Below are 22,431 nucleotides of genomic sequence, written 5' to 3'. Positions count from 1 at the left end.
CTCAGGACCTGGGTTGCGGCGTCAGAGCCTGGCGCAAGCGCTCGAATTCCTGGTTGAAGTCGAGTGTACGCCGTTGGGACGTCATGGCTGCCAGGACGTCGCTGCCGCCATTGGCGGACGGACGCACCCAGGCCCAGACGCGCCGGTCACGGATGTAGAACATGGAGAAGACGCCCAGGATCAGCAGCAGGCAGCCGATATAGACGGTGGTCTTGCCGGGTGTGCGGCTGACCTGGAACACGCTGGCCTGCACGTGCTTGAAATCGCTGAGCGCGAAGAAGGCCGGCGCGGGATAGACGGACAGGTCGGACAGCGCGGCCACGGCCAGGCGCGACCACTGCGCCTGCGCGTCGTCTTCGGTGACGGGCGGCAGATTGGCCCGCTGACGCTCGATCGTGCGCAGCTCGGCCACGCTGGCGCCCAGCAGGCGCACCACCACGTCGGCGGCGCGCTCGAGCTCGGTGGGCGGCGTGTTGGTCTGCAGGAAATCCGCGATGGCCTGCAGGCCGCCGCGCGAGAAGGTTTCCAGCGCGCGTTCGGCCGCGGTCTGCAGCGGCGCCAGGTCGGATCCCGGCGGCGCATTGCGCTGCGCGAAGCGGTGCGCCGCCTCGCGGCGCGCGGCCGGATCGTTCAACACGGCGCGCAGGCGCATGAATTCGGCCACGGAACCGTTCTCGTCGGTCGGGATGCGCAGATAGCGATAGGGCTCGGCGGCGCTGTTGCGCACCCCTGCCAGCAGCACCTGCGCGCCATCCAGCGTGACCGGCAGCATGTAGTTGCGGAATTCGTGGGCCTGGCCGGCATCGTCGATCAGGCGGTATTCGATGCTGGGGCCGACGTTGTGCAGGTTCTCGTTCTTCTTGCCGGCCGCGCTGCCCGACACCGACGCCACGTGGTCGCCCAGGCTCATGGCGGCGCGCGAGGCCTCGGGACGGCCTGAACTGAGGTCCTCGACGTTGATGGGCCGCAGCGCGGTGATGTCCACCTGCATGGAATAGGGCTTGCCCTGCGCGCCCGTGGCGGTGAGTTCGGACTGCTTGCCCACCGTGCCGTCCAGCTGGAACGTATTGGCCTCGGCGCCCACCAGCGGATAGCCGGTGAGCTGCACGGAACTGCCGCCGTCGTCGAAGCTGGACTGGTAGACCGTGACGCCTTTGTAGCGCAGCGGCTCGTTGACCTCGATGGTGGCGTCGAACGATTTGCCGTTGTCGGGATCGGTGACTTCGACCTCGCTGGCGAAGCGGCTGGGCATGCCCGTGGAGTAGTAATCCACGATGAACTTCTTCAGCTTCAGCGCAAACGGCAGTGGCTGCACCAGCGCGCCATCGCCCACCATGACCACGGCGGTGCCGACCTGGCTGCCCTCGGGCACCAGCACGCTGGCGCGGAAGCTGGGGTTGTCCACCGACAGGCGTCCGCTGGGCGGCACGTCGGCGATCAGCATGTTGTCGGTGATGGGATGCTTGCCGCCCAGCATGACCTGCAGGCGCACGGCCAGTTCGCTGTCCAGCAACCCGCCAATACAGATGATGACCATGGCCGCGTGGGCGAAGATGTAGCCCAGGCGGTTGGCGCTGCCCTTCTTGGCGGCCAGCATCACGCCGTCGCCGTCGCGTCGCTCGCGCACGGCATAGCCCAGTTGACCCAACCTGGCGCGCACGTCGGCGGCGGCCTGGTCCACCGGCACGGGTTGTTCGGCCTCGACGCGATGCGGGAAGGCGCGCAGGCTGCTGGCGCGCACGTGCTCGCGGAACGAGCGGGCATCGCGCAGCATCTTGGGCGCGTTGCGGATCAGGCAGATCGAGGTGGACACCACCAGAAACGCCATGATCACCAGGAACCACCAGCTGTTGTAGACGTGCCAGATGGAGAACTTGTCGAACACCTCGTACCAGAACGGACCGAACTGGTCGACGTAGGTGTTGGACGGACGGTTCTGCGCCAGCACCGTCCCGACGATGCTCGCCACACAGATGAACATCAGCAGGCTGACGGCAAAACGCATCGAGCTCAGCAGCTCGACCAGTTCGCCAGGCAGACTGCGCAGCGAAGAGCGGGATCGGGGGGGAAAGGTTGAATTCATGTGAAAAAGGGAGCCGCGGCGCCGCGGCTCCCCTTCATGGACAGTGCGACACGGGTTTGAGTTCCGTGCGCGAGTGTTTCAATGGCGGCTGCAAAACAGCACCCCTGACGGGGTACGGCCGGCAGGCGCTATGTTAGCGCAGACCGGCGGCGTAGTCGGCGACGGCCTTGATGTCGGCATCTGTCATGCGGTCCGCGATGTCATGCATGGGAACACTGCTCTTGCGGTCGCCGCTGCGAAACAGCTTCAGTTGCTCTTCCAGATAGGCGGGAAACTGGCCCGACAGGCGCGGATACTGGCCGGGAATGCCGGCGCCATTGGCGCTGTGGCAAGCCGCGCAGGCGGGCACGCCGCGATCGGGCAGGCCGCCGCGCCAGATCTTGCGGCCCAGTTCGACCAGGTCTTTCTGGCCGGCGGTGGCAGGCTGCTTGAGGGGTTGCGCAGCCAGATACAAGGCCACGTTCTGCATGTCCTGTGGCGTCATCGACTGGACGATGGCCGTCATGGGCGAGGGATTGCCCCCCGCGCCATTGCGCGCAGGCATCTTGGCGCCTTCCTTGGTCTTGAAGTCGGTGAGCTGCTTGACCAGGTACTCGTGCGGCTGGGCAGCGATATTGGGATTGGCCGGCAGCGAGCTGTTGCCCCCCGGCCCGTGACAGGTCACACAGGCGATGATGCCTCGCGCGGCATCGCCCTGAGTGAACAGCTGTTCGCCCTTCGCGGCATCGGGTTTCGATGGTCCGGCGCCCGCTTCCGCTGCGGAACTGACGGTGTATGCCGATGCGACCAGCATCAGCCCACTTGCTACCAACATCCGGGACAGCACATGCTTCATGTGTAAACCTCGACGATCGGTATCGATCAAGGCACGATGAACACCGCGCCTACGCCTGCCCGCACGCCTACTGCTTCCACGTCGCGTATGCCGCGCGCATGGCCTGATGGCCATGATCGATGGCTTACGTGTCGTCTCCGGCCTCCCGCCCCTCTTTACTCAGTCCCGTTTTGACTCAGATACTACTGACCAAGAATCGCGGACGAATTTGCCGATCCCTCGTGCGGGGACCTATGTTGCAAACGCCGGATTATACAATAGGGATCGAAATCAACCCCCCCGGTATACCCGTGTCCATCCTGCACCGCGCCTCGTTCACCATCTCGGCCGCCCGTCTCGATCAGCTGCCCGCTCCGAGCGCGCCCGAAGTCTGCTTCGTGGGCCGCTCCAACGCCGGCAAGTCGTCCGCCATCAATGTGCTGTGCAACCAGCGCCGCCTGGCCTACTCCAGCAAGACGCCCGGCCGCACCCGCCTGATCAATCTGTTCGGCCTGCCCGACCCGCTCGTGCCCGGCGAGCACATCGGTTTCCTGGTCGACTTGCCCGGCTATGGCTACGCTTCGGTCGCGCACCGCGAGAAAGAGCAATGGGCCGACATCCTGGGCGGCTATCTGCGTGATCGCCCCTCGCTGGCCGGTGTCGTGCTGCTGATCGACATCCGCCGCGGCGTCACGCCGCTGGATCGCCGCCTGGCCGATTTCCTGGCTCCCACCGGCCGCCCCGTCATGGCGCTGCTCACCAAGGCCGACAAGCTGCCCTACGGCCAGCGCATCCGCGCCGTGCAGGCCGTGCGCAAGGAACTGGCAGACATCGGCCACCTGAGCGCGGTGCCGTTCTCCTCCACCGAACGCATCGGCCTGCCGGAAGCGACCGAAGTGATCGAAAACTGGATTTCCCCGAAGGTCGTACCATGAATCCGCACATCATCTCGCCCGCCTTTCCCGCTTCGCGCCCGCGCCGCCTGCGCCGCGACGACTTCACTCGTCGCCTGGTGCGCGAGAATGCCCTGACCGTCGATGACCTGATCTATCCGGTGTTCGTGGCCGAAGGCCAGGGCCTGGCGCAACCCGTGGCCTCGTTGCCCGGCGTGATGCGCTATTCGCCCGACACGCTGCTGGCCGTGGCCGAGCGCTGCGTCGAACTGGGCATCCCGGTGCTGGCCCTGTTCCCCGTGATCGATCCGTCGCTGAAGACGCCCGACGGCATCGAGGCCACGAATCCGGATGGCCTGATCCCGCGCGTGGTCGCTCAGATCAAGCAGCGCTTCCCCGAACTGGGCGTGCTGACCGACGTGGCGCTGGACCCCTACACCAGCCACGGCCAGGACGGCCTGATCGACGAGGACGGCTACGTGCTGAACGAACCCACCGTCGAGATCCTGATCCGTCAGGCGTTGGTGCAGTCGCACGCCGGCGTGGACATCGTGGCGCCCAGCGACATGATGGACGGCCGCATCGGCGCCATCCGCCAGGCGCTGGAAGACGCGCAGCACATCCACACGCGCATCATGGCCTATTCGGCCAAGTACGCCAGCGCGTTCTACGGTCCGTTCCGCGACGCCGTGGGTTCGGCGTCCAACCTGGGCAAGTCGAACAAGCAAGCCTACCAGATGGATCCGGGCAACCTCGACGAAGCCCTGCGCGAAGTGGCCGCCGATCTGCAGGAAGGCGCCGACATGGTGATGGTCAAGCCCGGCATGCCCTACCTGGACGTACTGCGCCGCGTGAAAGACGCCTTCCGCGTGCCCACCTTCGCCTACCAGGTCAGCGGCGAGTACGCGATGATCAAGGCCGCGGCCGCCAACGGCTGGCTGGACCACGACAAGGTGATGATGGAATCGCTGCTGGCGTTCAAGCGCGCCGGCGCGGACGGCATCCTGACGTACTTCGCGATCGACGCGGCCACGCTGCTGAAGGCCTGATCGGCACGTAGGTGGAAAACGAAACGGCCGGTGTGGAAGGAGACTTCCACACCGGCCGTTTTCATTGCTGCCATTGCCTCAGCGGGCGCTGACTTTCTCCAGCGTCGCCGCAAAGCGGCGCGCGTCCTGGAAGCCGATGACGCGGACGTCGGTCAACTCGCGGCCACCCGGCGCGAAAAACATGATGCCCGGCGGGCCGAACAGCTTGAAGCGCTTGAGCAGCGCGCGATCGTCGGCGTTGTTCTGCGTGACGTCGGCCTGCACCAGCACCATGCCGGCCATGCGCGCGGCCACCTGGGGGTCGGTGAAGGTGAAGCGCTCCATCTCTTTGCAAGAGATGCACCAGTCGGCATAGAAATCCAGCATGACCGGCCTGGAGCTGCTGGCCAGCAGCGCATCCAGCTCGGCGTTGCTGCGCACGCGCTGGAACCTGGCTTCGGGCGCCGCGCCGGCCGCGGCCATGCCGCCCGAGGATTCGCGCGCCGCCAGATGGGCCAGGGGCTGCAGCACGTCTCGGCCGCCGCTGACGGCGCCGACCAGCCATGCCGCGGCCGCCAGCGCCAGCAGCAGGCCCAGGCCCTTGCCGAACATGCGTGCGGCGCCGGCGCCCTGCGGCAAGGCGTCGAACGCCCGCAGCATGACCGCGCCCACGATGGCCAGGAAGGCCCAGCCCAGCATCTGCGCCCAAGTGGGCACGATGGGAATCACCATCCACCAGGCCGTGGCCAGCAGCAGCAGGCCGAACAGGCGCTTGACGCCTTCCATCCACGGGCCGGTGCGCGGCAGCAGCGTGCCCGCCGAAGCCCCCACCAGCAGCAGCGGCACGCCCATGCCCCAGGCCAGGGCGAACAGCGCCGAGCCTCCCAGCAACACGTCTCCCGTCTGCGAGATGTACAGCAGCGCGCCGGCCAGCGGCGCGGCCACGCACGGGCCCACGATCAGGGCGGACACGGCCCCCATCAGCACCGCACCCGTGACCCGGCCACCGGGAATCCGGTTCGACCGCTCGGCCAGCCGGGCCTGCACGCCCGACGGCATCTGGAACGTGAAGGCGTCGAACATGGCCAGGGCCAGCACGGCCAGCAGCAATGCGAACAGGCCCCGCACCCATGGCGTCTGCAGCCAGGCGGCCAGGCCTGCCCCGCTGAGGCCCGCGGCCACGCCCAGGGCCGTGTACACCACCGACATGCCCAGCACATAGGCCGCCGCCAGGCCCAGCCCACGCCAGCGCGAGGGCCGCTGCGCGCCGCCCAGCACCACCGAGGACAGGATGGGAATCATGGGCAGCACGCAGGGTGTGAACGCCAGCAGCAGGCCCAGCAGCAGGAACACGCCCGCCGTCTTGAGCCAGCCCAGGCCGCTGAGCGCGCCCGCCAGGCCGACGTCGCCGGCATGCAGCAGGGAACCCAGGCTGGTGTCGGCCGGGGCCGTGGCGCCGGTGCCCGCTACCGCAGGCGTACTGCCTTGCGAGGATTGGGCGAGGCTCAATCCCGCGCCCTGCTCCGGCGACGACGCCTGCCGGCCTTCTATGGCATACCCGGTGCCCGCGGCCACCAGCTTCACGGCGTGATCCATGGGCGGATAGCACAGGCCGGCATCCGCGCAGCCCTGGCTGGTGACGGTGATCGTAAGCGGCCCCTGCGCGCCCGCGGCCAGCGGCACCCGGATGGCCAGGTCGCGGTGATAGACCTCCATCTCCTTGTCGAAGGTGGGATCGTGCTTGACCTCGCCCTGGGGATAGATGGGATCGCCCAGCACCACCGGCTGGGCCGGATCGGCGGCCAGCGCGAAGCGCTCACGGTACATGTAATAGCCCGGGGCGACCTTGTAGCGCAGTTCCAGGGTATCGGGCGCCGTCATCGTGGCGCTGAAGGCGAAAGCCTTCTCGGGGTCGAGGAAGTCGGCCTCGGTAGCGGCATTGGCATGGCGGCCGGCCAGCAGCGCGCACAGCGCCAGCAGGCACAGGAACGCCCAGGCGCGCAGCCAGGCTGCACGGGATGGGCCGACGGAAACCGCTGCTTGCTGCCGCATGGCGTTCTCTTATTGCGCGCCCGTGGGGCGGGTCTGCTCGCGTATCCAGTCCAGATACGAGGCCAGGCCGCCCACGACGGGCACCACGATGATTTCGGGCACCTCGTAGGGGTGCAGCCGCGCCAGCGCCTGCACCACGTCCTGCTGGCGGGCCCAGGTGGTCTTGATGGTGAGCGGGATTTCCTCGGCGCCCTCGATCTCGCCTTGCCAGCGATATACGGACAGCGCGGGCACGCCAAGGTTCACGCAGGCGGCCAGGCCGTCCTCGACCAGCACGTGGGCGATGCGCTTGGCCAGCAGCGTGTCGGGCGCGTTGCTGATCACCAGCACCGGATCGTCGTCGCGCATCATGCGGGGCTCCGGAAAAATCGGTCCACGACGGACCGCCGGGAGTATTTTATCGATTCGGCCCACCCTTGCCCGGAGAGACCCTGCATGTCGGACGATTGCCTGTTCTGCCGCATCGCGCGGCGCGATATCCCCGCCCACGTCGTGCACGAGGACGACGCCCTGCTGGCGTTCCTGGACATCCATCCGGTGCGCCCGGGCCATGTGCTGATCATCCCGAAGGCGCACCACCCGTACTTCGAGGATCTGCCGCCCGAAATCGCGGCGCAATCGCTCGCCCTGGGCCAGCGCCTGGCGCGCCGCATGAAGCAGTTGTACGACGTGCCGCGCGTGGCGTTCGCGTACACCGGCATCCACGTCGCGCACGCCCATGCGCACGTGATTCCCATGCACGACCCGCAGGACGTGACGTCCACCCAGTACATCGAAGAGCGCGACCTGACCTTCATCATGCCGCCCCAGGCGGATGCGCGGGTGCTGGCGGAAACGGCTCAGGCGCTGCGCGAGGCCTCGCCGGACCCGGCCGGCTGACTGGACTGCGATCCAATCGCGGTGGCCAGCGGCCCGGCACGCTGCCCCGGCGCCGCGCCAACGCGCGCAAGGCATCGCCGCCGATACCGGCGCCCCGAAAGCAAAACGGGCCCGAAGGCCCGTTCTACTTTCAGCATACGACGCTGCCGATGCGTTGCCGTGTTATTCGGCGTCGCCTTCGGTTTCCGAAGCATCGACTTCCGGACGGTCAACCAGTTCCATGAAAGCCATGGGAGCGTTGTCGCCTTGACGGAAGCCCATCTTCAGGATGCGGGTGTAGCCGCCGTTACGGGCCGCGTAGCGCGGGCCGATGTCGGCAAACAGCTTGACCACGGCGTCGCGATCGCGCAGGCGAGCAAACGCCAGGCGCTTGTTGGCCAGGGTGGGCTCTTTGCCCAGCGTGATCAGGGGTTCGACGACGCGGCGCAGTTCTTTCGCCTTCGGCAGGGTGGTCTTGATCGCTTCGTGAGTGATCAGCGAAACGGCCATGTTGCGGAACATGGCAAGACGGTGGCTGCTGGTGCGATTGAGTTTGCGAAGGCCATTACCGTGACGCATGATGATTTCCTTTGAATCTAGGTGAGGACGTTTCCGTCTTCGTGGTTATCCGGTTCTTCTATCGGCCGGGTTTACGTTGAAACCCGAGTCGCGGTCCGGTGGAAAAGAGGTACTGCAAAAATCTGGATTGCCCGAGGCGGGGCGCACGATAACACATCGTGCGCCATCGCCTGTGGGACGCTTACAACGCTCAGGGGCGCTCGAGACCCAGCGGGGGCCAGTTTTCGAGCTTCATGCCCAGCGTCAGGCCGCGTGCGGCCAGCACTTCCTTGATCTCGTTGAGCGACTTGCGACCCAGGTTCGGGGTCTTGAGCAGTTCGTTCTCGGTACGCTGGATCAGGTCGCCGATGTAGTAGATGTTTTCGGCCTTCAGGCAGTTGGCCGAACGCACGGTCAGTTCCAGGTCGTCGACCGGGCGCAGCAGCACGGGGTCGATCTGCGGCGTGCCGCGGACCGGGGCTTCGTACGAATCGCCCGCGCCTTCCAGGGCGGCGAACACGGAGATCTGGTCCATCAGGATGCGGGCCGACTGGCGCACGGCTTCCTCGGGCGAGATCACGCCGTTGGTTTCGACGTCCAGAACCAGCTTGTCGAGGTCGGTACGCTGTTCCACACGGGCGCTTTCCACCGCGTAGCTGACGCGGCGCACGGGGCTGAACGACGCGTCCAGCACGATGCGGCCGATGGTGTGGGTGCGGTCTTCCGACAGCGCGCGCACGTTGCCCGGCACATAGCCACGGCCCTTCTCGACCTTGATCTGCATCTCGAGCTTGCCGGCGTCGGTCAGGTTGCAGATGGCGTGGTCGGGGTTGATGATCTCGACGTCGTGCGGCAGCTCGATATCGCCGGCCACCACCACGCCGGCGCCGTTCTTGCGCAGGACCAGGGTGACTTCGTCGCGATTGTGCAGCTTGAACACCACGCCCTTCAGGTTCAGCAGGATGTCGACCACGTCTTCGCGCACGCCGGGGATGGTCGAGTATTCATGCACGACACCCGTCATCTGCACTTCGGTGGGCGCGTAGCCGGTCATCGACGACAGCAGGATGCGGCGCAGGGCGTTGCCCAGCGTGTGGCCGTAACCGCGCTCGAACGGCTCCATCACGATCTTGGCGTGATGCGTGCCGACCGGTTCGACTTCGATGGAACGCGGCTTCAGGAAACCTTGAGTGGACATGTACTGAGTTCCTTTTCAATACCCTCGGCTCGTTACACCGATAAGGCTGATGGAAGGTGGGAAAAAAGGTTTGCGGGCTAGTCGCCACGCCTCGCTTCACACAACCGCAAGGCCCGCTCCACCAGAAAGGCGGTAGCGGGCCATGACGGCGATGCGTTTCGTACCGGCCTGCCAGCGCAATGCGCCGGCAGGCCATCGCGAATTAACGCGAGTACAGTTCGACGACCATCGATTCGTTGATGTCGCGAGCGACATCAGCGCGATCGGGAGCCGACTTGAACACGCCGGACATCTTGGCGGTGTCGACTTCGACCCACTGGGGCATGCCGATGCTGGTGGCCAGATCGAGCGATTCCTTGATGCGGCCTTGCGTCTTCGACTTCTCGCGGACGCTGATGACGTCGCCAGCCTTGACCAGCATCGAGGCGATGTCGGCGGTGTGGCCGTTCAGCTCGATGGCGCGGTGGCTGACCAGCTGACGCGCTTCAGCGCGCGTCGAGCCGAAGCCCATGCGGTAGACGACGTTGTCCAGACGCGATTCCAGCAGCTGGATCAGCTTCTCGCCCGTGTTGCCACGGACGCGGTCGGCTTCAGCGAAGTACTTGCGGAACTGCTTTTCCAGAACGCCGTACATGCGCTTGAGCTTTTGCTTCTCGCGCAGTTGCAGGCCGTAGTCCGACGTACGGGCGCCGGAGGTGCGACCGTGCTGGCCGGGCTTGGAGTCCAGCTTGCACTTGGAATCCAGCGAGCGGCGGGCGCTCTTGAGGAACAGGTCAGTACCCTCGCGGCGCGAGAGCTTGCACTTGGGTCCAATATAACGTGCCATGTGGATTCCCTTTAGATACGACGACGCTTCGGCGGACGGCAGCCGTTGTGCGGAACGGGCGTGATGTCAGCGATGCTGGAGATCTTGATGCCCAGCGCATTGAGCGCGCGCACCGACGATTCACGGCCAGGACCAGGACCCTTGATACGCACTTCGAGGGTCTTGATGCCGTATTCCATCGCGACGCGGCCAGCCGTTTCAGCGGCAACCTGCGCGGCGAACGGGGTCGACTTGCGCGAGCCCTTGAAGCCAGCGCCGCCCGACGTCGCCCACGACAGGGCATTGCCCTGGCGATCGGTGATGGTGATGATGGTGTTGTTGAAGGACGCGTGGACGTGCGCGATGCCGTCCGAGACGTTCTTCTTGACCTTTTTGCGCACGCGCGAAGCGCCGCTGGTGGAAGCTTTCGCCATTATCCAGTTCCTCGATTATTTCTTCAGGGAAGCCGCAGCGCGACGCGGGCCCTTGCGGGTGCGGGCGTTGGTGCGGGTGCGCTGGCCGCGCACGGGCAGGCCGCGCTTGTGGCGCATGCCGCGATAGGTTCCCAGGTCGATCAGACGCTTGATCGACAGCTGCACTTCACGACGCAGGTCGCCTTCCACCGTGAACACGCCAACGTGTTCGCGGATGCGCTCCAGTTCAGCGTCGTTCAGATCCTTGACCTTCTTGTCAACGGGGACGCCAGCAGCTTCGCAAATCTTGCGAGCGCGGGTGCGGCCGATGCCAAAAATGGCGGTCAGGCCGATCTCGGCGTGCTGTTGCGGCGGAATGTTAATGCCAGCAATACGGGCCATGACTGTTCCTTGATATATCCGTTCTTAGCGTGGGTACTGTCCGGTGTCGACCGGCTCAGCCTTGACGCTGCTTATGACGCGGGTCAGTGCAGATGACGCGCACGACGCCGTGACGTTTGATGACTTTGCAGTTGCGGCAGATCCGCTTGACCGAGGCCATTACTTTCATGGATGACTCCTAATTTTCCGAAAACCGGGGGGCTCTTACTTCGAGCGGAATACGATCCTGGCTCGAGTCAGGTCATAGGGCGTGAGCTCCACTGTGACCTTGTCGCCCGGCAGAATCCGGATGTAATGCATGCGCATCTTGCCGGAAATGTGGCCCAACACTACGTGGCCATTTTCAAGCTTGACGCGAAAAGTCGCGTTGGGGAGGTTCTCGAGAACCTCGCCTTGCATCTGAATGACGTCGTCCTTGGACATTGTGCTTACCGCATCGGCATTCCCGCGCCCTTGAAGTTGGACTTCTTGAGCAGCGAATCGTATTGGTGAGACATCATGTAGGCCTGAACCTGAGCCATGAAGTCCATCGTTACAACAACAATAATCAACAGGGACGTACCACCGAAGTAGAACGGGACGTTCCAGCGCATCACCAGGAACTCGGGCAGCAAGCACACCAACGTGATGTAGAGGGCGCCAGCCAGAGTCAGGCGCATCAGGATCTTGTCGATGTAGCGAGCCGTCTGTTCACCGGGACGAATACCGGGGACGAACGCACCGCTCTTCTTCAGGTTATCTGCGGTCTCACGGCTGTTGAACACCAGGGCCGTGTAGAAGAAGCAGAAGAAAATAATGGCAACCGAGTAAAGCGTGACGTACAGCGGTTGGCGCGGTTCAAGCGCCACAGCCAGGTCGCGCAGCCAGGTCATGCCGCTGCTGTTGGAGAACCAACTGCTGATCGTGGCCGGGAACAGAATGATCGACGATGCGAAGATCGGCGGAATCACCCCGGCCATGTTCAGCTTCAGCGGCAGGTGCGAGCTTTGCCCGCCATACACCTTGTTGCCGACCTGGCGCTTGGCGTAGTTCACGGTGATCTTGCGCTGGCCACGTTCGACGAACACCACGAACGCAGTCACCAGAACGATCAGGGCCACGATGAACAGCGCCGACGGCACCGACATCGAGCTGGTACGCACCAGATCCAGCAATCCGGCCAGCGCCGTGGGCAAGCCCGCGACGATACCGGCGAAGATCAGGATCGAGATCCCATTACCCAGTCCACGCTCGGTGATCTGCTCGCCCAGCCACATGACGAACATGGTGCCGGTGACCAGCGTGATCACGGTCGTGAAGCGGAAGACGAGACCCGGGTCCGTCACCAGACCAGGCTGCGACTCCAGCGCAATCGAAATCCCGACCGCCTGCACCAGCGCCAGCACGACAGTGCCGTAGCGGGTGTACTGGGTGATCTTGCGCCGGCCGGCCTCGCCCTCTTTCTTGAGGGCTTCGAGGGACGGCACCACCACCGACATCAGTTGCATGATGATCGAGGCGGAGATGTACGGCATGATCCCCAGGGCGAAGATCGAGAAGCGCGACAGCGCCCCGCCCGAGAACATGTTGAACAGGCCCAGGATACCGCCCTGGTTCTGGCGGAACAGGTCTGCCAGCGCATCCGGGTTGATGCCCGGAACGGGAATATGCGTGCCCAGACGATATACAACCAGGGCGAGCACCAGGAACACGAGACGGCGTTTCAGATCGCCGTACCGCGCCCCCGTCTTGCCCAGTGCCTGTGCTTTAGCCACACGTCACCTCAAGTTCAAGCAAGCGAGCCGCCAGCGGCTTCGATGGCAGCGCGAGCGCCGACCGTCGCGGTGATGCCGCGCAGGGTAACCTTGCGCGACAGTTCGCCCGACTTGATGACCTTGGCATAACGCACTTGCTGGCCAACCACGCCGGCAGCCTTCAGGGCCTGGACGTCGACTTCTTCGACTTCCAGGGCCTGCAGGTCGGACAGGCGGACTTGCGCGTACAGGTGCTGACCCAGGGGCGTGAAACCACGCTTGGGCAGGCGACGCTGCAGCGGCATCTGACCGCCTTCGAAACCGACCTTGTGGAAGCCGCCCGAACGCGACTTCTGACCCTTGTGGCCACGGCCGGCGGTCTTGCCCAGACCGGAGCCGATGCCACGGCCGACGCGGCGGCGGGCGTGCTTGCTGCCCTCGGCGGGCTTCAGCGAATTGAGTTGAATATCAGACATCTCGATTCCTTAGACTTCCGAGACCGAGACGAGATAATCCACCTTGCGGATCATCCCGCGGACCTCGGGGGTGTCGATCAGCACGCGGCTGCTGTTGACCTTGCCCAAGCCCAGACCGCGAACGGTGTCGCGGTGGGATTGCTTGGTGCCGATCACGGAGCGCACGAGCGTGACTTTGAGCTGTTTCTGCTGAGACATGATTTACCCCAGGATCTCTTCAACGGTCTTGCCGCGCTTGGCCGCGACTTCCGCCGGGGTCAGCGAGGCGCGCAGGCCGTTCAGCGTAGCGCGGACCATGTTGTAGGGGTTGCTGGAGCCCAGGCTCTTGGCAACCACGTTACGCACGCCCATCACGTCGAAGATGGCGCGCATCGGGCCGCCGGCGATGACGCCGGTACCGTCCGGAGCGGGCGAGATCAGCACCGTCGAGGCGCCGTGCTTGCCAACCACCGTGTGATGCAGCGTGCCGTTCTTCAGAGCCACCTTGAACATGCCGCGACGGGCCTGTTCCATCGCCTTCTGGACCGAGACCGGCACTTCACGCGCCTTGCCCTTGCCCATGCCGATGCGGCCATCGCCATCGCCCACCACGGTCAGCGCGGCGAAGCTCATGGTGCGACCACCCTTCACGACCTTGCTGACGCGGTTGACCGCGATCATCTTTTCGCGAAGACCGTCGTCGTTCTCTTTTTCCGCGGCGTTCTTGCCTTGTACTTTAGCCATTTGACAGATCCTCGCTTAGAACTTCAGGCCGGCTTCACGCGCGGCATCGGCCAGCGCCTTGACGCGGCCATGATAACGAAAGCCCGAGCGATCGAAGGCAACCAGCTCGATGCCGGCGGCCTTGGCCTTTTCAGCAACGCGCTTGCCCACCAGGGCGGCGGCGGCGGTGTTGCCACCGGCGCCCGAGCCACCCAGCTGCGCACGCACTTCGGCTTCCAGCGTGGAAGCGCTGACCAGCACGCGATCGCCCTCGGGCGAGATGATGTTGGCGTAGATGTGCAGGTTCGAGCGGAAAATCGAGAGGCGATGAACGCGCAGCTCGGTGATCTTCCGGCGGGTCGGAACCGCACGACGCAAACGGGAAAGTTTCTTGTCCATGATTCGTCCTTGCGTGCGCCGTTATTTCTTCTTGGTTTCTTTGATGACGACGCGCTCGTCCGAATAACGCACACCCTTGCCCTTGTAGGGTTCGGGCGAGCGGTATGCTCGGATCTCAGCGGCCACCTGACCGACGACTTGCTTGTTGGAGCCCTTGATGACGATTTCCGTCTGGGTCGGGCATTCAGCCTTGATGCCAGCGGGCAGATCGTGCAGCACGTCGTGCGAGAAGCCCAGCTGCAGCTTCACGGCGGTGCCCTGCACGGAGGCGCGGTAACCCACGCCAACCAGGTTCAGCTTGCGCTCGAAGCCCTTGCTGACGCCGGTGACCATGTTCGCGACCAGCGCGCGCACGGTGCCCGACATCGCCTTGGCCTGGCGGGAATCGTTCAGGGCGGCAAAGCTCAGCTTGCCGTCTTCCTGGCGGATACCGACTTCACCGGTGAGCGCTTGCGTCAGCGAACCCAGCGGGCCCTTGACGACGATTTCACCGGCACCGATCGTGGCTTCGACGCCCTTGGGCAGTTCGACGGGGTATTTAGCGATACGTGACATGAGAATTTCTCCTTAGGCCACGTAGCACAGCACTTCGCCGCCGACGCCATTGGCGCGGGCCTTGCGATCGGTCATCACGCCGCGCGAGGTCGACACGATAGCCACGCCCAGGCCGTTCATGACCTGAGGAATGTTGCTGCGGCCCTTGTAGATACGCAGACCGGGGCGCGAGACGCGTTCGATGCGCTCGATGACCGGGCGGCCGGCGTAGTACTTCAGGGTGATCTCGAGCTCAGGCTTGGCCTGGTCGCCCTTGATCTGGAAGCCGTCGATGTAACCCTCGTCTTGCAGCACGGTGGCGATGGCCACTTTCAGCTTCGAGGAAGGCATGGCCACCGTGGCCTTGTCCACTTGCTGCGCATTGCGAATGCGGGTCAGCATATCGGCGATGGGATCGCTCATGCTCATATTTTTTCTCCTACCAGCTGGCCTTGGTCATGCCGGGGATTTCACCCTTCATGGCCATTTCACGCAGTTTGTGGCGGGTCAGGCCAAACTTGCGGAACACCCCACGCGGACGACCCGTGACCACGCAGCGATTGCGCTGGCGAGTCGGGTTGGCGTTGCGCGGCAGTTGTTGCAGCTTCAGGCGAGCCTGGTAACGTTCTTCGTCGGTCTTCGACTGGTCGTCGATGATCGACTTCAGTTCGGCGCGCTTGGCTGCAAACTTGTCAGCCAGCTTGGCGCGCTTGATGTCGCGATTGATGAGGGAGAGTTTAGCCACGTCATCAGCCCCTTAGTTGCGGAACGGGAAGCTGAAGGCGGTCAACAGCGCCTTGGCTTCTTCGTCGGTCTTGGCGGAAGTCGTGATGCTGATGTTCAGCCCACGCAGCGCGTCGATCTTGTCGTACTCGATTTCGGGGAAAATGATCTGCTCTTTCACCCCGATGTTGTAGTTGCCACGACCGTCGAACGCACGACCCGAGATACCGCGGAAGTCGCGCACGCGAGGCAGCGCAACCGCCACCAGGCGATCCAGGAATTCGTACATGCGCTGGCCGCGCAGCGTGACCATGCAACCGATCGGGTAGTTTTCGCGGATCTTGAAACCTGCGATAGCCTTACGGGTCTTGGTCACGACCGGCTTCTGGCCGGCGATCTTGGTCAGGTCGCCCACGGCGTGCTCGATGACCTTCTTGTCCGACACAGCTTCCGAGACACCCATGTTCAGGGTGATCTTGGTGATGCGCGGCACTTGCATCGGGCTCTTGTAGCCGAACTTTTCGGTCAGGTCGCCGACGACCTTCTCTTTGTAAAACGCTTGCAAACGAGACATGTCTTTCGCCCCTTACGCCTTGGCGCCGACCACGGCACCATTGGAACGGAACACGCGCACCTTGCGGCCGTCCTCTTCCTTGATGCCCACGCGATCAGCCTTGCCCGTGGCGGGATTGAACAGCGCCACGTTCGAGATGTGAATGGGCATCGTCTTTTCGATGATGCCGCCGGGGTTGCCAGCCATGGGGTTCGGCTTGGCGTGCTTCTTCACCACGTTGATGCCTTCGACCAGAACGTGGTCGGCATCGACGCGGGCCAGCACGGTGCCACGACGGGTCTTGTCGCGGCCGGTCAGGACGATGACTTCGTCGCCTTTACGGATCTTTTCCATCGCGGGCTCCTTACAGCACTTCCGGGGCCAACGACACGATCTTCATGAACTTCTCGGTACGCAGTTCACGCGTAACGGGTCCGAAGATGCGGGTGCCGATGGGCTCCAGCTTGGCGTTGAGCAACACAGCGGCATTGCCGCCAAAGCGAATCAGCGAGCCGTCCTTGCGGCGCACGCCCTTGGCGGTGCGAACCACCACGGCGTTGTAGATTTCGCCCTTTTTGACACGGCCGCGCGGGGCCGCGTCCTTGACGCTGACTTTGATAACGTCGCCGATGCCGGCATAACGGCGCTTGGAGCCGCCGAGCACCTTGATGCACATGACGTGACGCGCACCAGTATTGTCGGCCACGTCCAGCGTGGTCTGCATTTGGATCATGATTTTTCCTGTTCCAACTTAACTGGAAACTTCGCCTTCCTTGCCGGAGGGCGCGCATTTCCTGCCAGTTTTGGTCCCGTCAGGTCCGCCACGCGGACGCGGCGACCCTGGGTTGAAATCCTGCGGGCCCTGCCATCTGGCCACGCCGACGCAATGAAAATTGCGGGCCTGGCCTGACAAGAAGGACACCGGTGTTCCTGCTTGGTCTTGCTAACTTACTTACCTGCTTTTTTCTGAACTTGCCCTGCGGCCATCGCTTGTATTTGCCATGACCCCGAAAGACAATTCGGGAAAGCTGGTAATTCTAGCCCGATGAAGAGGCCAGCGCAAGCACAATTTGCAGAACAGGGCAAAGTGTGGTTTTTGCCCTGTTTGCCCGTCGTCCCAGCGGGTGACGCCGGGTGACGCCGGCGGGGTCCGGCCTTGCACCGGCCCGCCTCATGCGTCACGGTTTCCTGGAACCGTCGTAGTAGTTCTTTTCCCAGGCCTCGTGGTTGGCCTTGCCGCGGCGCAGTTCGTCGGTGAACGGGGCCATCGCCAGGATGGCCTTGTTCAACCAGCGCACGGGCGCCCGGCAGGGGCGTTCGAAATCCACGAACAACACGGCGCGCACGCCGTCGGTATCGTTGTGCACCTGATGGGGATACAGGTCATCGAACACGACGGCCCGGCCTTCCTGCCAGACGTACCGCTGACCATCGACTTCGATCCAGCAGCGCTCGCGCGGTTCGGGCACGACCAGCGCCAGGTGCAGGCGCAGCACGCCGTTGTACGGCCCCTTGTGCAGCGGAATGCGCTTGCCCGGCTCCAGGATGGAGAAAAAGGCCGTGCGCAGTCCCGGGATGGTCTTCAACGCCTTGGCGGTTTCGGGGCAACGGTCCAGGTTGCGCTGCGACCGCATGCCATAGGCCATGAAGACGAAGGTCTTCCACTGGTCGTCGGCGGTGATCATGCCCACATCGGGGGACAGTTCGTGGAAGGCCGGCAACCGCTTGCGGTCTTCGAGCAGGCTGCGCAACTCGGCGCTGATGCCGGGCGCGCGGGACTCGAGATCGCCGACCCACGGAAACAACGCGTTGTCGAAGATCGGATGGTCGCCCACTTCCGACGCATTGGCGATCCGGCGATGCAGCCATTCGACCAGGCGAAAGAGAGCACGGGAGAGAACGCCGGATTTCGACGGGGCGCTCGGGGCGGGGGGAGTGGTGATAGCAGGCATGTAACAAGCCTACGACCGCCTCCAAAGGTTTGGCAAGTGCGTCCCCATTCCATAACGGGAGCTAACAAGACATTTTTGTGACTGTCTGAAACCGCTGTTCCCTCCCCGATATTCGCACCCTGGCGAAGCCCCGGCCCAGGCGCACGGCGTGGCGCCAAACCGGAGAGACCCTCCCTGCCCTCGCCGCTTCAGCCGGCTTGAAACGGTTGATGGCTTTTTTTACCCATCCCCATTTCTTTGCAAGGAAACAGCAGGCGGCGACCGACGCACACGGCCGGTGTGCCCGGCAGATGCAGACCGCCCATCAGACCATGCCCAGCAACACCTCGGTCTCGCGCGCCAGCGCCACCAGCCGGGGGCCGATATCGGCCGCGCGCTCGCGGTAAGGCCCATCGCCGGACGGCACGCCGCAGTTGAAGACGTACAGGAGCGACTGGTAGGGGCGGCACAGCGGCGCGGCGAATCCATAGGCGTCGGGACGCCATTCCATGTTGTTGCCGCAATAACCCTTACGCTCGAGATCTCGCCGTGCGGCGCCCAGGCTGGGGAAATGCGCCGCGTAGTGGACCGGAGCCGCCACGCGCAACTGGTTCAACACGGCGCCGCGCGCATCGTCGGTGGCCCGGGCCAGCCAAGCCTTGCCGGCCGCGCTGGACAGCATCGGCAGCGATGCGCCGATGTCCGGACGGGTCTGCAGGGCTTCGTTCGACCGGGCGGTCTCCACATAGACCATCTGCAGGCGATCACGCACCACCAGGGACACGGCGCCGCGCGCATGGTCGGCCAGTTGCTTCATCAGCGGACGGGCCATCTGGCGGATCTGCATGCTGGCCAGCAGCGGGTAACTCAGCGCCAGCGCGGACGCTCCCAGGCGGTAGCGCGCGGGCGCGCCGACGCGCTGCAGGAAGCCCAGTTCGACCAGGGTGTGGGTCAGCCGCGCGACCGCGCTGCGGGACAGCCCCGTCTGCTGCGCGAAATCCTTGTTGGCCAGTTCCGGCTGTTCCGCGCGGAAACAGCCCAGGATGTCGATGCCATGCGCCAGCGTGGTGGCGAAATCGGGATCGGCGTCGCGCGTCATTCGACCGCCTGCCGCGCGACCAGGGATTCGACGCGGGTCACCAGCGTGCGCAGGCGCGGCGCGATGCGGTTGCGCAGTTCGCCCGCGCGCAGGCGGCGCACCGGCACGCCGCAGTTGAAGACGAAGACCTGGCCATCGATGGGACGTCGCATGGGCATCGCCACGGCGTGCACATCGGCGTGCCAGTCCCCCTCCCCCACACAATAGCCATGCTCGGCATAATCGCGCCGCGCCTGCTCCCAGGCCGGCGCGTAGCGGCGCCAGGCAGCGGGGTCCTGCCGCTGCAGCACGTCGAGCAAGGGTTCGGACTCGGCGGGATCGGCCTGCGCCAGCCAGGCCCGGCCCATCGCCGATTGCAGCAGGGGCAGCAAGGCGCCGATGTCGGGACGGAAGGCCACGGCGTCATGGCCGCGGCAGGTTTCCACGTAGACCATGTGCAAGTCGTGATGCATGCCCAGCGACGCGGATCCGCCAGCGGCATCGGCCAGACGCTTCATCAGCGGCCGCGCCAGTTGGCGGACCTTGATGCTGGACAGCAGCGGATAGCTCAGCGACAGCACCGCGGGCCCCAGCAGATAGCGGCGCGATCCGCTGTCGTAGCGCAGCAGGCCGCGCTGCATCAGCGTGTAGGTCAGGCGCGAGATGGTGGCTTTGGACAGCCGGGTGCGTTCGGCCAGCTCGCGGTTGCTCAGCGCGGGCTCGCCGTGGCGAAACGTCTGCAACACCAGCAACCCGTGCGCCAGCGTAGTGGCGAACGCGGGATCGGCATGTCGATGGCCTGTCATGGATCGGTCCGGAGTGTCCTGGCGATGATAGATCAGGCCGGCGGGCGACGCCGCCGCGCGCGTTCAAGATATCGAAACAGTTGTCTCAGCCGCCGCGGCCATTTGATAGCCTGATTTCACACAACGGGTCCGCGAGCGATTACCCGCCCGCCCAGCCCGCCCCGCATGGAGACAACATCTTGATCCGCGATCCGGAAGGCTTTTCCACATTCATCGATTCCCTGCGCCGCTTCGTGCGGCAGCGGCTCGTGCCGCGCGAGGCCGAGGTCGCGCAGCGGGACGAAGTGCCTGAAGACCTGGTGTCGGCCATGGCGGCGCAGGGCCTGTTCGGCTATTCGATCCCGGAGCAGTACGGCGGCGCGGGCATGACCACCGAGGAGTTGATCGTGGCGGCGCTGGAGCTGTCGCAATGCTCGGTGGCGTTTCGCGCCCGGGTCGGCACCAATACCGGCATCGGTTCCGAAGCGCTCGTGGCGGACGGCACCGAGCCGCAGAAGGCGCGCTATCTGCCGAGGCTGGCGTCTGGCGAACTGACGGGCTGCTTTGCGTTGACCGAGCCGCAGGCCGGCTCGGACGCGACGGCGCTGCGCACGACCGCGGTCCGCGACGGCGACAGCTACGTGCTCAACGGCGAGAAGTGCTTCATCACCAACGCACCGCTCGCCGGCCTGTTCACGGTGATGGCGCGCACCGATCCACAGGCGCCGGGCGCCAAGGGCATCACGGCGTTCATCGTCGAACGCGGCACGCCGGGCCTGTCCACAGCGCGCCCCTACGACAAGATGGGCCAGGCCGGCTCGCCGGTATCGGCGGTGCATTTCGAGAACTGCCGCGTGCCGGCCGCCAACATCATCGGCGGGCAGGAGGGCCGGGGATTCAAGACGGCGATGAAGGTGCTGAACAAGCAGCGCATCCACCTGGCCGCGCTGTGCATCGGCCCGGCCATCCGCATGCTGGACGACACGATGCGTTTCGTGGCCGAGCGCCAGCAGTTCGGCAAGCCGCTGATGGATTTCCAGCTGGTGCAGGCCATGCTGGCCGATTGCCAGACCGAGATCCAGGCGGCCCGCGCGCTGGTGCTGCAGACCGCGCGCGAGCGCGATGCCGGCCAGGACGTGACGCTGAACGCATCGATCTGCAAATACTTTGCGTCGGAGATGTGCGGCCGCGTGGCCGACCGCTGCGTGCAGATGCATGGCGGATACGGCTACATCGCCGACCACGGCATCGAACGGTTCTACCGCGACGTGCGCCTGTTCCGCCTGTACGAAGGCACCAGCCAGATCCATCAGCTGACCATCGCACGGCACACGCTGGCGCAAGCCGGTCACGCACCAGGCCGCTAGGGCCTCAACGGGGACCCAGGCCATAGAAGCCGAGGGCCCCTATCCCCAAAGGAGAACTCCATGCTGTCCAGATCCCTGTACAAGTGGTTGGCCGCCGCCGCGATGGCCGCCGCATGCGCCGCGCTGCCGCTGGCGGCAACGGCGGCCTATCCCGACAAGCCCATCCGGCTGATCGTGCCCTTCGCGCCCGGCGGCTCGGCGGACATCCTGGGCCGCCTGATGGCCGAGGCGCTGCACCCCATCCTGGGCCAGCCCATCATCGTCGAGAACAAGCCCGGCGCGGGCGGCAACATCGGCGGCGACTTCGTGGCGCGCGCCACGCCCGATGGCTACACGCTGCTGCTGGCGGCGGCCGGTCCCACGGTGATCAATCCCAGCCTGTATACCGGCATGCCGTTCGACCCGGCCAAGGACCTGGCGCCCATCACCTGCCTGGAGCGCGAACACAACCTGATGGTGGTGACCAAATCGTTGCCGGCCAGGACGCTGCCCGAGTTCCTGCAATACGCGCGCCAGCACCAGGGCAAGCTGTCGTTCGGCTCGCCCGGCAACGGGTCGCCTGCGCACCTGGCTGGCGAACTGCTGAAGCAGCGGGCCGGCCTGCAGATGGAGCATGTGCCGTACAAGGGCACCGGCCCGGCCATGACCGACCTGGTGGCCGGCCACATCGACTTCATGATCGACAACATGCCCGCGCTGCTGCCGCAAGTGAAGGCCGGCACGGTGCGCGCCCTGGCCGTGCCCAGCGACAAGCGCGCCACCGCCGCCCCCGAGATTCCGACCTTCGAGGAAGAAGGCCAGAAGGGCTTCGTGGTGATGGCCTGGAAAGGCCTGATGGCGCCCGCCGGCACCGACCCCAGGATCGTCGAGCGCGTGCATGCCGCGGCCGTGCAGGCGCTGAAGGATCCGCAGCTGCGCAAACGGCTGCAGGAACTGGGCGCCGAACCGCTGGGCAGCACGCCCGCCGAGTTCGCGCAGCAGATCAAGGAAGAAACCGCGTGGTGGGGCAAGCTGGTGAAGTCGACCGGCGCCCGCATCCAGTAGCG

At 65.2% G+C, this 22,431-nt stretch carries 30 protein-coding genes; 5 read left to right on the top strand and 25 right to left on the bottom strand.

The features are described 5' to 3' along the window. Position 1: 1 nt before the first annotated feature. Positions 2 to 2,083 (bottom strand): cytochrome c biogenesis protein ResB, encoded by a 2,082-nt coding sequence (locus tag A7W11_RS14895; protein WP_066414252.1) that lies wholly within the window; start codon positions 2,081 to 2,083, stop codon positions 2 to 4. A gap of 133 nt (positions 2,084 to 2,216) precedes the next feature. Beyond that, entirely contained in the window at positions 2,217 to 2,918 is a 702-nt protein-coding gene (locus tag A7W11_RS14890; RefSeq protein ID WP_156523105.1) for a c-type cytochrome, read from the bottom strand. Between the two features lie 290 nt (positions 2,919 to 3,208). Between A7W11_RS14890 and yihA the strand changes: the two genes are divergently transcribed. Next, positions 3,209 to 3,832: a ribosome biogenesis GTP-binding protein YihA/YsxC gene (gene yihA / locus A7W11_RS14885; RefSeq protein WP_066124776.1), complete on the top strand. Its 624-nt coding sequence runs from the start codon at positions 3,209 to 3,211 to the stop codon at positions 3,830 to 3,832. Beyond that, entirely contained in the window at positions 3,829 to 4,839 is a 1,011-nt protein-coding gene (gene hemB / locus A7W11_RS14880) for a porphobilinogen synthase (protein WP_066414249.1), read from the top strand. Before yihA ends, hemB begins: the two co-directional genes overlap by 4 nt. A 78-nt stretch (positions 4,840 to 4,917) precedes the next feature. Here hemB and dsbD read toward each other — a convergent pair whose 3' ends face one another. Together dsbD and cutA are read right to left on the bottom strand one after the other, a co-directional pair. Further along, the gene (gene dsbD, locus A7W11_RS14875; RefSeq protein ID WP_082887262.1) at positions 4,918 to 6,870 is read right to left on the bottom strand and encodes a protein-disulfide reductase DsbD; all 1,953 of its coding nucleotides are present in this window, start codon (positions 6,868 to 6,870) and stop codon (positions 4,918 to 4,920) included. A 9-nt stretch (positions 6,871 to 6,879) separates the two neighbouring features. Further along, the gene (gene cutA / locus A7W11_RS14870; RefSeq protein WP_066414247.1) at positions 6,880 to 7,221 is read right to left on the bottom strand and encodes a divalent-cation tolerance protein CutA; all 342 of its coding nucleotides are present in this window, start codon (positions 7,219 to 7,221) and stop codon (positions 6,880 to 6,882) included. Between the two features lie 84 nt (positions 7,222 to 7,305). On the opposite strand from cutA, the gene A7W11_RS14865 reads away from it, so the two are divergent. Further along, complete coding sequence (locus A7W11_RS14865; RefSeq protein ID WP_066414245.1) at positions 7,306 to 7,749, top strand: HIT family protein; 444 nt, start codon at positions 7,306 to 7,308, stop codon at positions 7,747 to 7,749. A gap of 162 nt (positions 7,750 to 7,911) precedes the next feature. Here the strand turns inward: A7W11_RS14865 and rplQ are convergent, their stop codons facing one another. From rplQ to A7W11_RS14765, 21 genes are all read right to left on the bottom strand, one after another. After that, complete coding sequence (rplQ, locus tag A7W11_RS14860; protein ID WP_066414241.1) at positions 7,912 to 8,307, bottom strand: 50S ribosomal protein L17; 396 nt, start codon at positions 8,305 to 8,307, stop codon at positions 7,912 to 7,914. Between the two features lie 190 nt (positions 8,308 to 8,497). Beyond that, positions 8,498 to 9,484, bottom strand: a complete 987-nt coding sequence (locus A7W11_RS14855; protein WP_066124767.1) for a DNA-directed RNA polymerase subunit alpha — start codon at positions 9,482 to 9,484, stop codon at positions 8,498 to 8,500. A gap of 202 nt (positions 9,485 to 9,686) precedes the next feature. Further along, positions 9,687 to 10,310, bottom strand: coding sequence for a 30S ribosomal protein S4 (gene rpsD / locus A7W11_RS14850; protein ID WP_066414238.1), 624 nt, complete (start codon positions 10,308 to 10,310; stop codon positions 9,687 to 9,689). An 11-nt stretch (positions 10,311 to 10,321) separates the two neighbouring features. Continuing rightward, positions 10,322 to 10,723, bottom strand: a complete 402-nt coding sequence (gene rpsK / locus A7W11_RS14845; protein ID WP_003806930.1) for a 30S ribosomal protein S11 — start codon at positions 10,721 to 10,723, stop codon at positions 10,322 to 10,324. A gap of 15 nt (positions 10,724 to 10,738) precedes the next feature. Next, positions 10,739 to 11,104: a 30S ribosomal protein S13 gene (gene rpsM / locus A7W11_RS14840; protein WP_066124763.1), complete on the bottom strand. Its 366-nt coding sequence runs from the start codon at positions 11,102 to 11,104 to the stop codon at positions 10,739 to 10,741. A gap of 55 nt (positions 11,105 to 11,159) precedes the next feature. Beyond that, positions 11,160 to 11,273: a 50S ribosomal protein L36 gene (rpmJ, locus tag A7W11_RS27490; protein WP_003806928.1), complete on the bottom strand. Its 114-nt coding sequence runs from the start codon at positions 11,271 to 11,273 to the stop codon at positions 11,160 to 11,162. A gap of 35 nt (positions 11,274 to 11,308) precedes the next feature. Beyond that, positions 11,309 to 11,527, bottom strand: coding sequence for a translation initiation factor IF-1 (infA, locus tag A7W11_RS14835; RefSeq protein ID WP_003806927.1), 219 nt, complete (start codon positions 11,525 to 11,527; stop codon positions 11,309 to 11,311). A gap of 5 nt (positions 11,528 to 11,532) precedes the next feature. Then, a complete protein-coding gene (gene secY, locus A7W11_RS14830; RefSeq protein WP_066124761.1) occupies positions 11,533 to 12,858 on the bottom strand; it encodes a preprotein translocase subunit SecY in 1,326 nt (441 codons plus the stop codon). Between the two features lie 14 nt (positions 12,859 to 12,872). Then, entirely contained in the window at positions 12,873 to 13,313 is a 441-nt protein-coding gene (gene rplO / locus A7W11_RS14825) for a 50S ribosomal protein L15 (protein WP_066414234.1), read from the bottom strand. A gap of 9 nt (positions 13,314 to 13,322) precedes the next feature. Continuing rightward, entirely contained in the window at positions 13,323 to 13,511 is a 189-nt protein-coding gene (rpmD, locus tag A7W11_RS14820; RefSeq protein WP_066124757.1) for a 50S ribosomal protein L30, read from the bottom strand. Between the two features lie 3 nt (positions 13,512 to 13,514). Next, positions 13,515 to 14,036, bottom strand: a complete 522-nt coding sequence (gene rpsE, locus A7W11_RS14815; protein ID WP_066124756.1) for a 30S ribosomal protein S5 — start codon at positions 14,034 to 14,036, stop codon at positions 13,515 to 13,517. A gap of 15 nt (positions 14,037 to 14,051) precedes the next feature. Then, a complete protein-coding gene (gene rplR, locus A7W11_RS14810) occupies positions 14,052 to 14,414 on the bottom strand; it encodes a 50S ribosomal protein L18 (RefSeq protein ID WP_066124754.1) in 363 nt (120 codons plus the stop codon). Between the two features lie 21 nt (positions 14,415 to 14,435). Next, positions 14,436 to 14,969 (bottom strand): 50S ribosomal protein L6, encoded by a 534-nt coding sequence (gene rplF / locus A7W11_RS14805; protein ID WP_066414230.1) that lies wholly within the window; start codon positions 14,967 to 14,969, stop codon positions 14,436 to 14,438. Positions 14,970 to 14,981: 12 nt separating this feature from the next. Beyond that, the gene (rpsH, locus tag A7W11_RS14800) at positions 14,982 to 15,377 is read right to left on the bottom strand and encodes a 30S ribosomal protein S8 (protein ID WP_066124750.1); all 396 of its coding nucleotides are present in this window, start codon (positions 15,375 to 15,377) and stop codon (positions 14,982 to 14,984) included. Between the two features lie 10 nt (positions 15,378 to 15,387). Beyond that, positions 15,388 to 15,693, bottom strand: coding sequence for a 30S ribosomal protein S14 (rpsN, locus tag A7W11_RS14795; RefSeq protein ID WP_066124748.1), 306 nt, complete (start codon positions 15,691 to 15,693; stop codon positions 15,388 to 15,390). Positions 15,694 to 15,705: 12 nt separating this feature from the next. Continuing rightward, positions 15,706 to 16,245 (bottom strand): 50S ribosomal protein L5, encoded by a 540-nt coding sequence (rplE, locus tag A7W11_RS14790; RefSeq protein ID WP_066414227.1) that lies wholly within the window; start codon positions 16,243 to 16,245, stop codon positions 15,706 to 15,708. 12 nt (positions 16,246 to 16,257) lie between these two features. Further along, entirely contained in the window at positions 16,258 to 16,578 is a 321-nt protein-coding gene (gene rplX, locus A7W11_RS14785) for a 50S ribosomal protein L24 (protein ID WP_066414223.1), read from the bottom strand. 10 nt (positions 16,579 to 16,588) lie between these two features. Further along, positions 16,589 to 16,957, bottom strand: a complete 369-nt coding sequence (gene rplN / locus A7W11_RS14780; protein WP_066124741.1) for a 50S ribosomal protein L14 — start codon at positions 16,955 to 16,957, stop codon at positions 16,589 to 16,591. Positions 16,958 to 17,402: 445 nt separating this feature from the next. Then, positions 17,403 to 18,176 (bottom strand): aspartyl/asparaginyl beta-hydroxylase domain-containing protein, encoded by a 774-nt coding sequence (locus tag A7W11_RS14775; RefSeq protein WP_066414219.1) that lies wholly within the window; start codon positions 18,174 to 18,176, stop codon positions 17,403 to 17,405. Positions 18,177 to 18,480: 304 nt separating this feature from the next. Next, complete coding sequence (locus A7W11_RS14770; RefSeq protein WP_066414214.1) at positions 18,481 to 19,254, bottom strand: IclR family transcriptional regulator; 774 nt, start codon at positions 19,252 to 19,254, stop codon at positions 18,481 to 18,483. Then, positions 19,251 to 20,039, bottom strand: a complete 789-nt coding sequence (locus tag A7W11_RS14765) for an IclR family transcriptional regulator (RefSeq protein WP_066414209.1) — start codon at positions 20,037 to 20,039, stop codon at positions 19,251 to 19,253. Before A7W11_RS14765 ends, A7W11_RS14770 begins: the two co-directional genes overlap by 4 nt. A gap of 179 nt (positions 20,040 to 20,218) precedes the next feature. Between A7W11_RS14765 and A7W11_RS14760 the strand changes: the two genes are divergently transcribed. Both A7W11_RS14760 and A7W11_RS14755 read left to right on the top strand, forming a co-directional pair. Continuing rightward, positions 20,219 to 21,385, top strand: a complete 1,167-nt coding sequence (locus A7W11_RS14760; protein ID WP_066414204.1) for an acyl-CoA dehydrogenase family protein — start codon at positions 20,219 to 20,221, stop codon at positions 21,383 to 21,385. Positions 21,386 to 21,445: 60 nt separating this feature from the next. Beyond that, positions 21,446 to 22,429, top strand: coding sequence for a Bug family tripartite tricarboxylate transporter substrate binding protein (locus A7W11_RS14755; RefSeq protein ID WP_066414202.1), 984 nt, complete (start codon positions 21,446 to 21,448; stop codon positions 22,427 to 22,429). The last annotated feature ends 2 nt before the right edge of the window (positions 22,430 to 22,431 follow it).

It is taken from the genome of Bordetella ansorpii (assembly GCF_900078315.1).
GTDB classification, from domain to species: Bacteria; Pseudomonadota; Gammaproteobacteria; order Burkholderiales; family Burkholderiaceae_B; genus Bordetella; species Bordetella ansorpii.
This window is presented reverse-complemented; position numbering and strand designations above follow the sequence as displayed.

Excerpts from the sequence above, each read along its gene's own strand:
- A7W11_RS14895 (WP_066414252.1), bottom strand. The coding sequence starts at position 2,083 with ATGAATTCAACCTTTCCCCCCCGATCCCGCTCTTCGCTGCGCAGTCTG.
- A7W11_RS14890 (WP_156523105.1), bottom strand. The coding sequence starts at position 2,918 with ATGAAGCATGTGCTGTCCCGGATGTTGGTAGCAAGTGGGCTGATGCTG.
- hemB (WP_066414249.1), top strand. The coding sequence starts at position 3,829 with ATGAATCCGCACATCATCTCGCCCGCCTTTCCCGCTTCGCGCCCGCGC.
- dsbD (WP_082887262.1), bottom strand. The coding sequence starts at position 6,870 with ATGCGGCAGCAAGCAGCGGTTTCCGTCGGCCCATCCCGTGCAGCCTGG.
- cutA (WP_066414247.1), bottom strand. The coding sequence starts at position 7,221 with ATGATGCGCGACGACGATCCGGTGCTGGTGATCAGCAACGCGCCCGAC.
- A7W11_RS14865 (WP_066414245.1), top strand. The coding sequence starts at position 7,306 with ATGTCGGACGATTGCCTGTTCTGCCGCATCGCGCGGCGCGATATCCCC.
- rplQ (WP_066414241.1), bottom strand. The coding sequence starts at position 8,307 with ATGCGTCACGGTAATGGCCTTCGCAAACTCAATCGCACCAGCAGCCAC.
- A7W11_RS14855 (WP_066124767.1), bottom strand. The coding sequence starts at position 9,484 with ATGTCCACTCAAGGTTTCCTGAAGCCGCGTTCCATCGAAGTCGAACCG.
- rpsD (WP_066414238.1), bottom strand. The coding sequence starts at position 10,310 with ATGGCACGTTATATTGGACCCAAGTGCAAGCTCTCGCGCCGCGAGGGT.
- rpsK (WP_003806930.1), bottom strand. The coding sequence starts at position 10,723 with ATGGCGAAAGCTTCCACCAGCGGCGCTTCGCGCGTGCGCAAAAAGGTC.
- rpsM (WP_066124763.1), bottom strand. The coding sequence starts at position 11,104 with ATGGCCCGTATTGCTGGCATTAACATTCCGCCGCAACAGCACGCCGAG.
- rpmJ (WP_003806928.1), bottom strand. The coding sequence starts at position 11,273 with ATGAAAGTAATGGCCTCGGTCAAGCGGATCTGCCGCAACTGCAAAGTC.
- infA (WP_003806927.1), bottom strand. The coding sequence starts at position 11,527 with ATGTCCAAGGACGACGTCATTCAGATGCAAGGCGAGGTTCTCGAGAAC.
- rplO (WP_066414234.1), bottom strand. The coding sequence starts at position 13,313 with ATGTCTGATATTCAACTCAATTCGCTGAAGCCCGCCGAGGGCAGCAAG.
- rpmD (WP_066124757.1), bottom strand. The coding sequence starts at position 13,511 with ATGTCTCAGCAGAAACAGCTCAAAGTCACGCTCGTGCGCTCCGTGATC.
- rpsE (WP_066124756.1), bottom strand. The coding sequence starts at position 14,036 with ATGGCTAAAGTACAAGGCAAGAACGCCGCGGAAAAAGAGAACGACGAC.
- rplR (WP_066124754.1), bottom strand. The coding sequence starts at position 14,414 with ATGGACAAGAAACTTTCCCGTTTGCGTCGTGCGGTTCCGACCCGCCGG.
- rplF (WP_066414230.1), bottom strand. The coding sequence starts at position 14,969 with ATGTCACGTATCGCTAAATACCCCGTCGAACTGCCCAAGGGCGTCGAA.
- rpsH (WP_066124750.1), bottom strand. The coding sequence starts at position 15,377 with ATGAGCATGAGCGATCCCATCGCCGATATGCTGACCCGCATTCGCAAT.
- rplE (WP_066414227.1), bottom strand. The coding sequence starts at position 16,245 with ATGTCTCGTTTGCAAGCGTTTTACAAAGAGAAGGTCGTCGGCGACCTG.
- rplX (WP_066414223.1), bottom strand. The coding sequence starts at position 16,578 with ATGGAAAAGATCCGTAAAGGCGACGAAGTCATCGTCCTGACCGGCCGC.
- rplN (WP_066124741.1), bottom strand. The coding sequence starts at position 16,957 with ATGATCCAAATGCAGACCACGCTGGACGTGGCCGACAATACTGGTGCG.
- A7W11_RS14775 (WP_066414219.1), bottom strand. The coding sequence starts at position 18,176 with ATGCCTGCTATCACCACTCCCCCCGCCCCGAGCGCCCCGTCGAAATCC.
- A7W11_RS14770 (WP_066414214.1), bottom strand. The coding sequence starts at position 19,254 with ATGACGCGCGACGCCGATCCCGATTTCGCCACCACGCTGGCGCATGGC.
- A7W11_RS14765 (WP_066414209.1), bottom strand. The coding sequence starts at position 20,039 with ATGACAGGCCATCGACATGCCGATCCCGCGTTCGCCACTACGCTGGCG.
- A7W11_RS14755 (WP_066414202.1), top strand. The coding sequence starts at position 21,446 with ATGCTGTCCAGATCCCTGTACAAGTGGTTGGCCGCCGCCGCGATGGCC.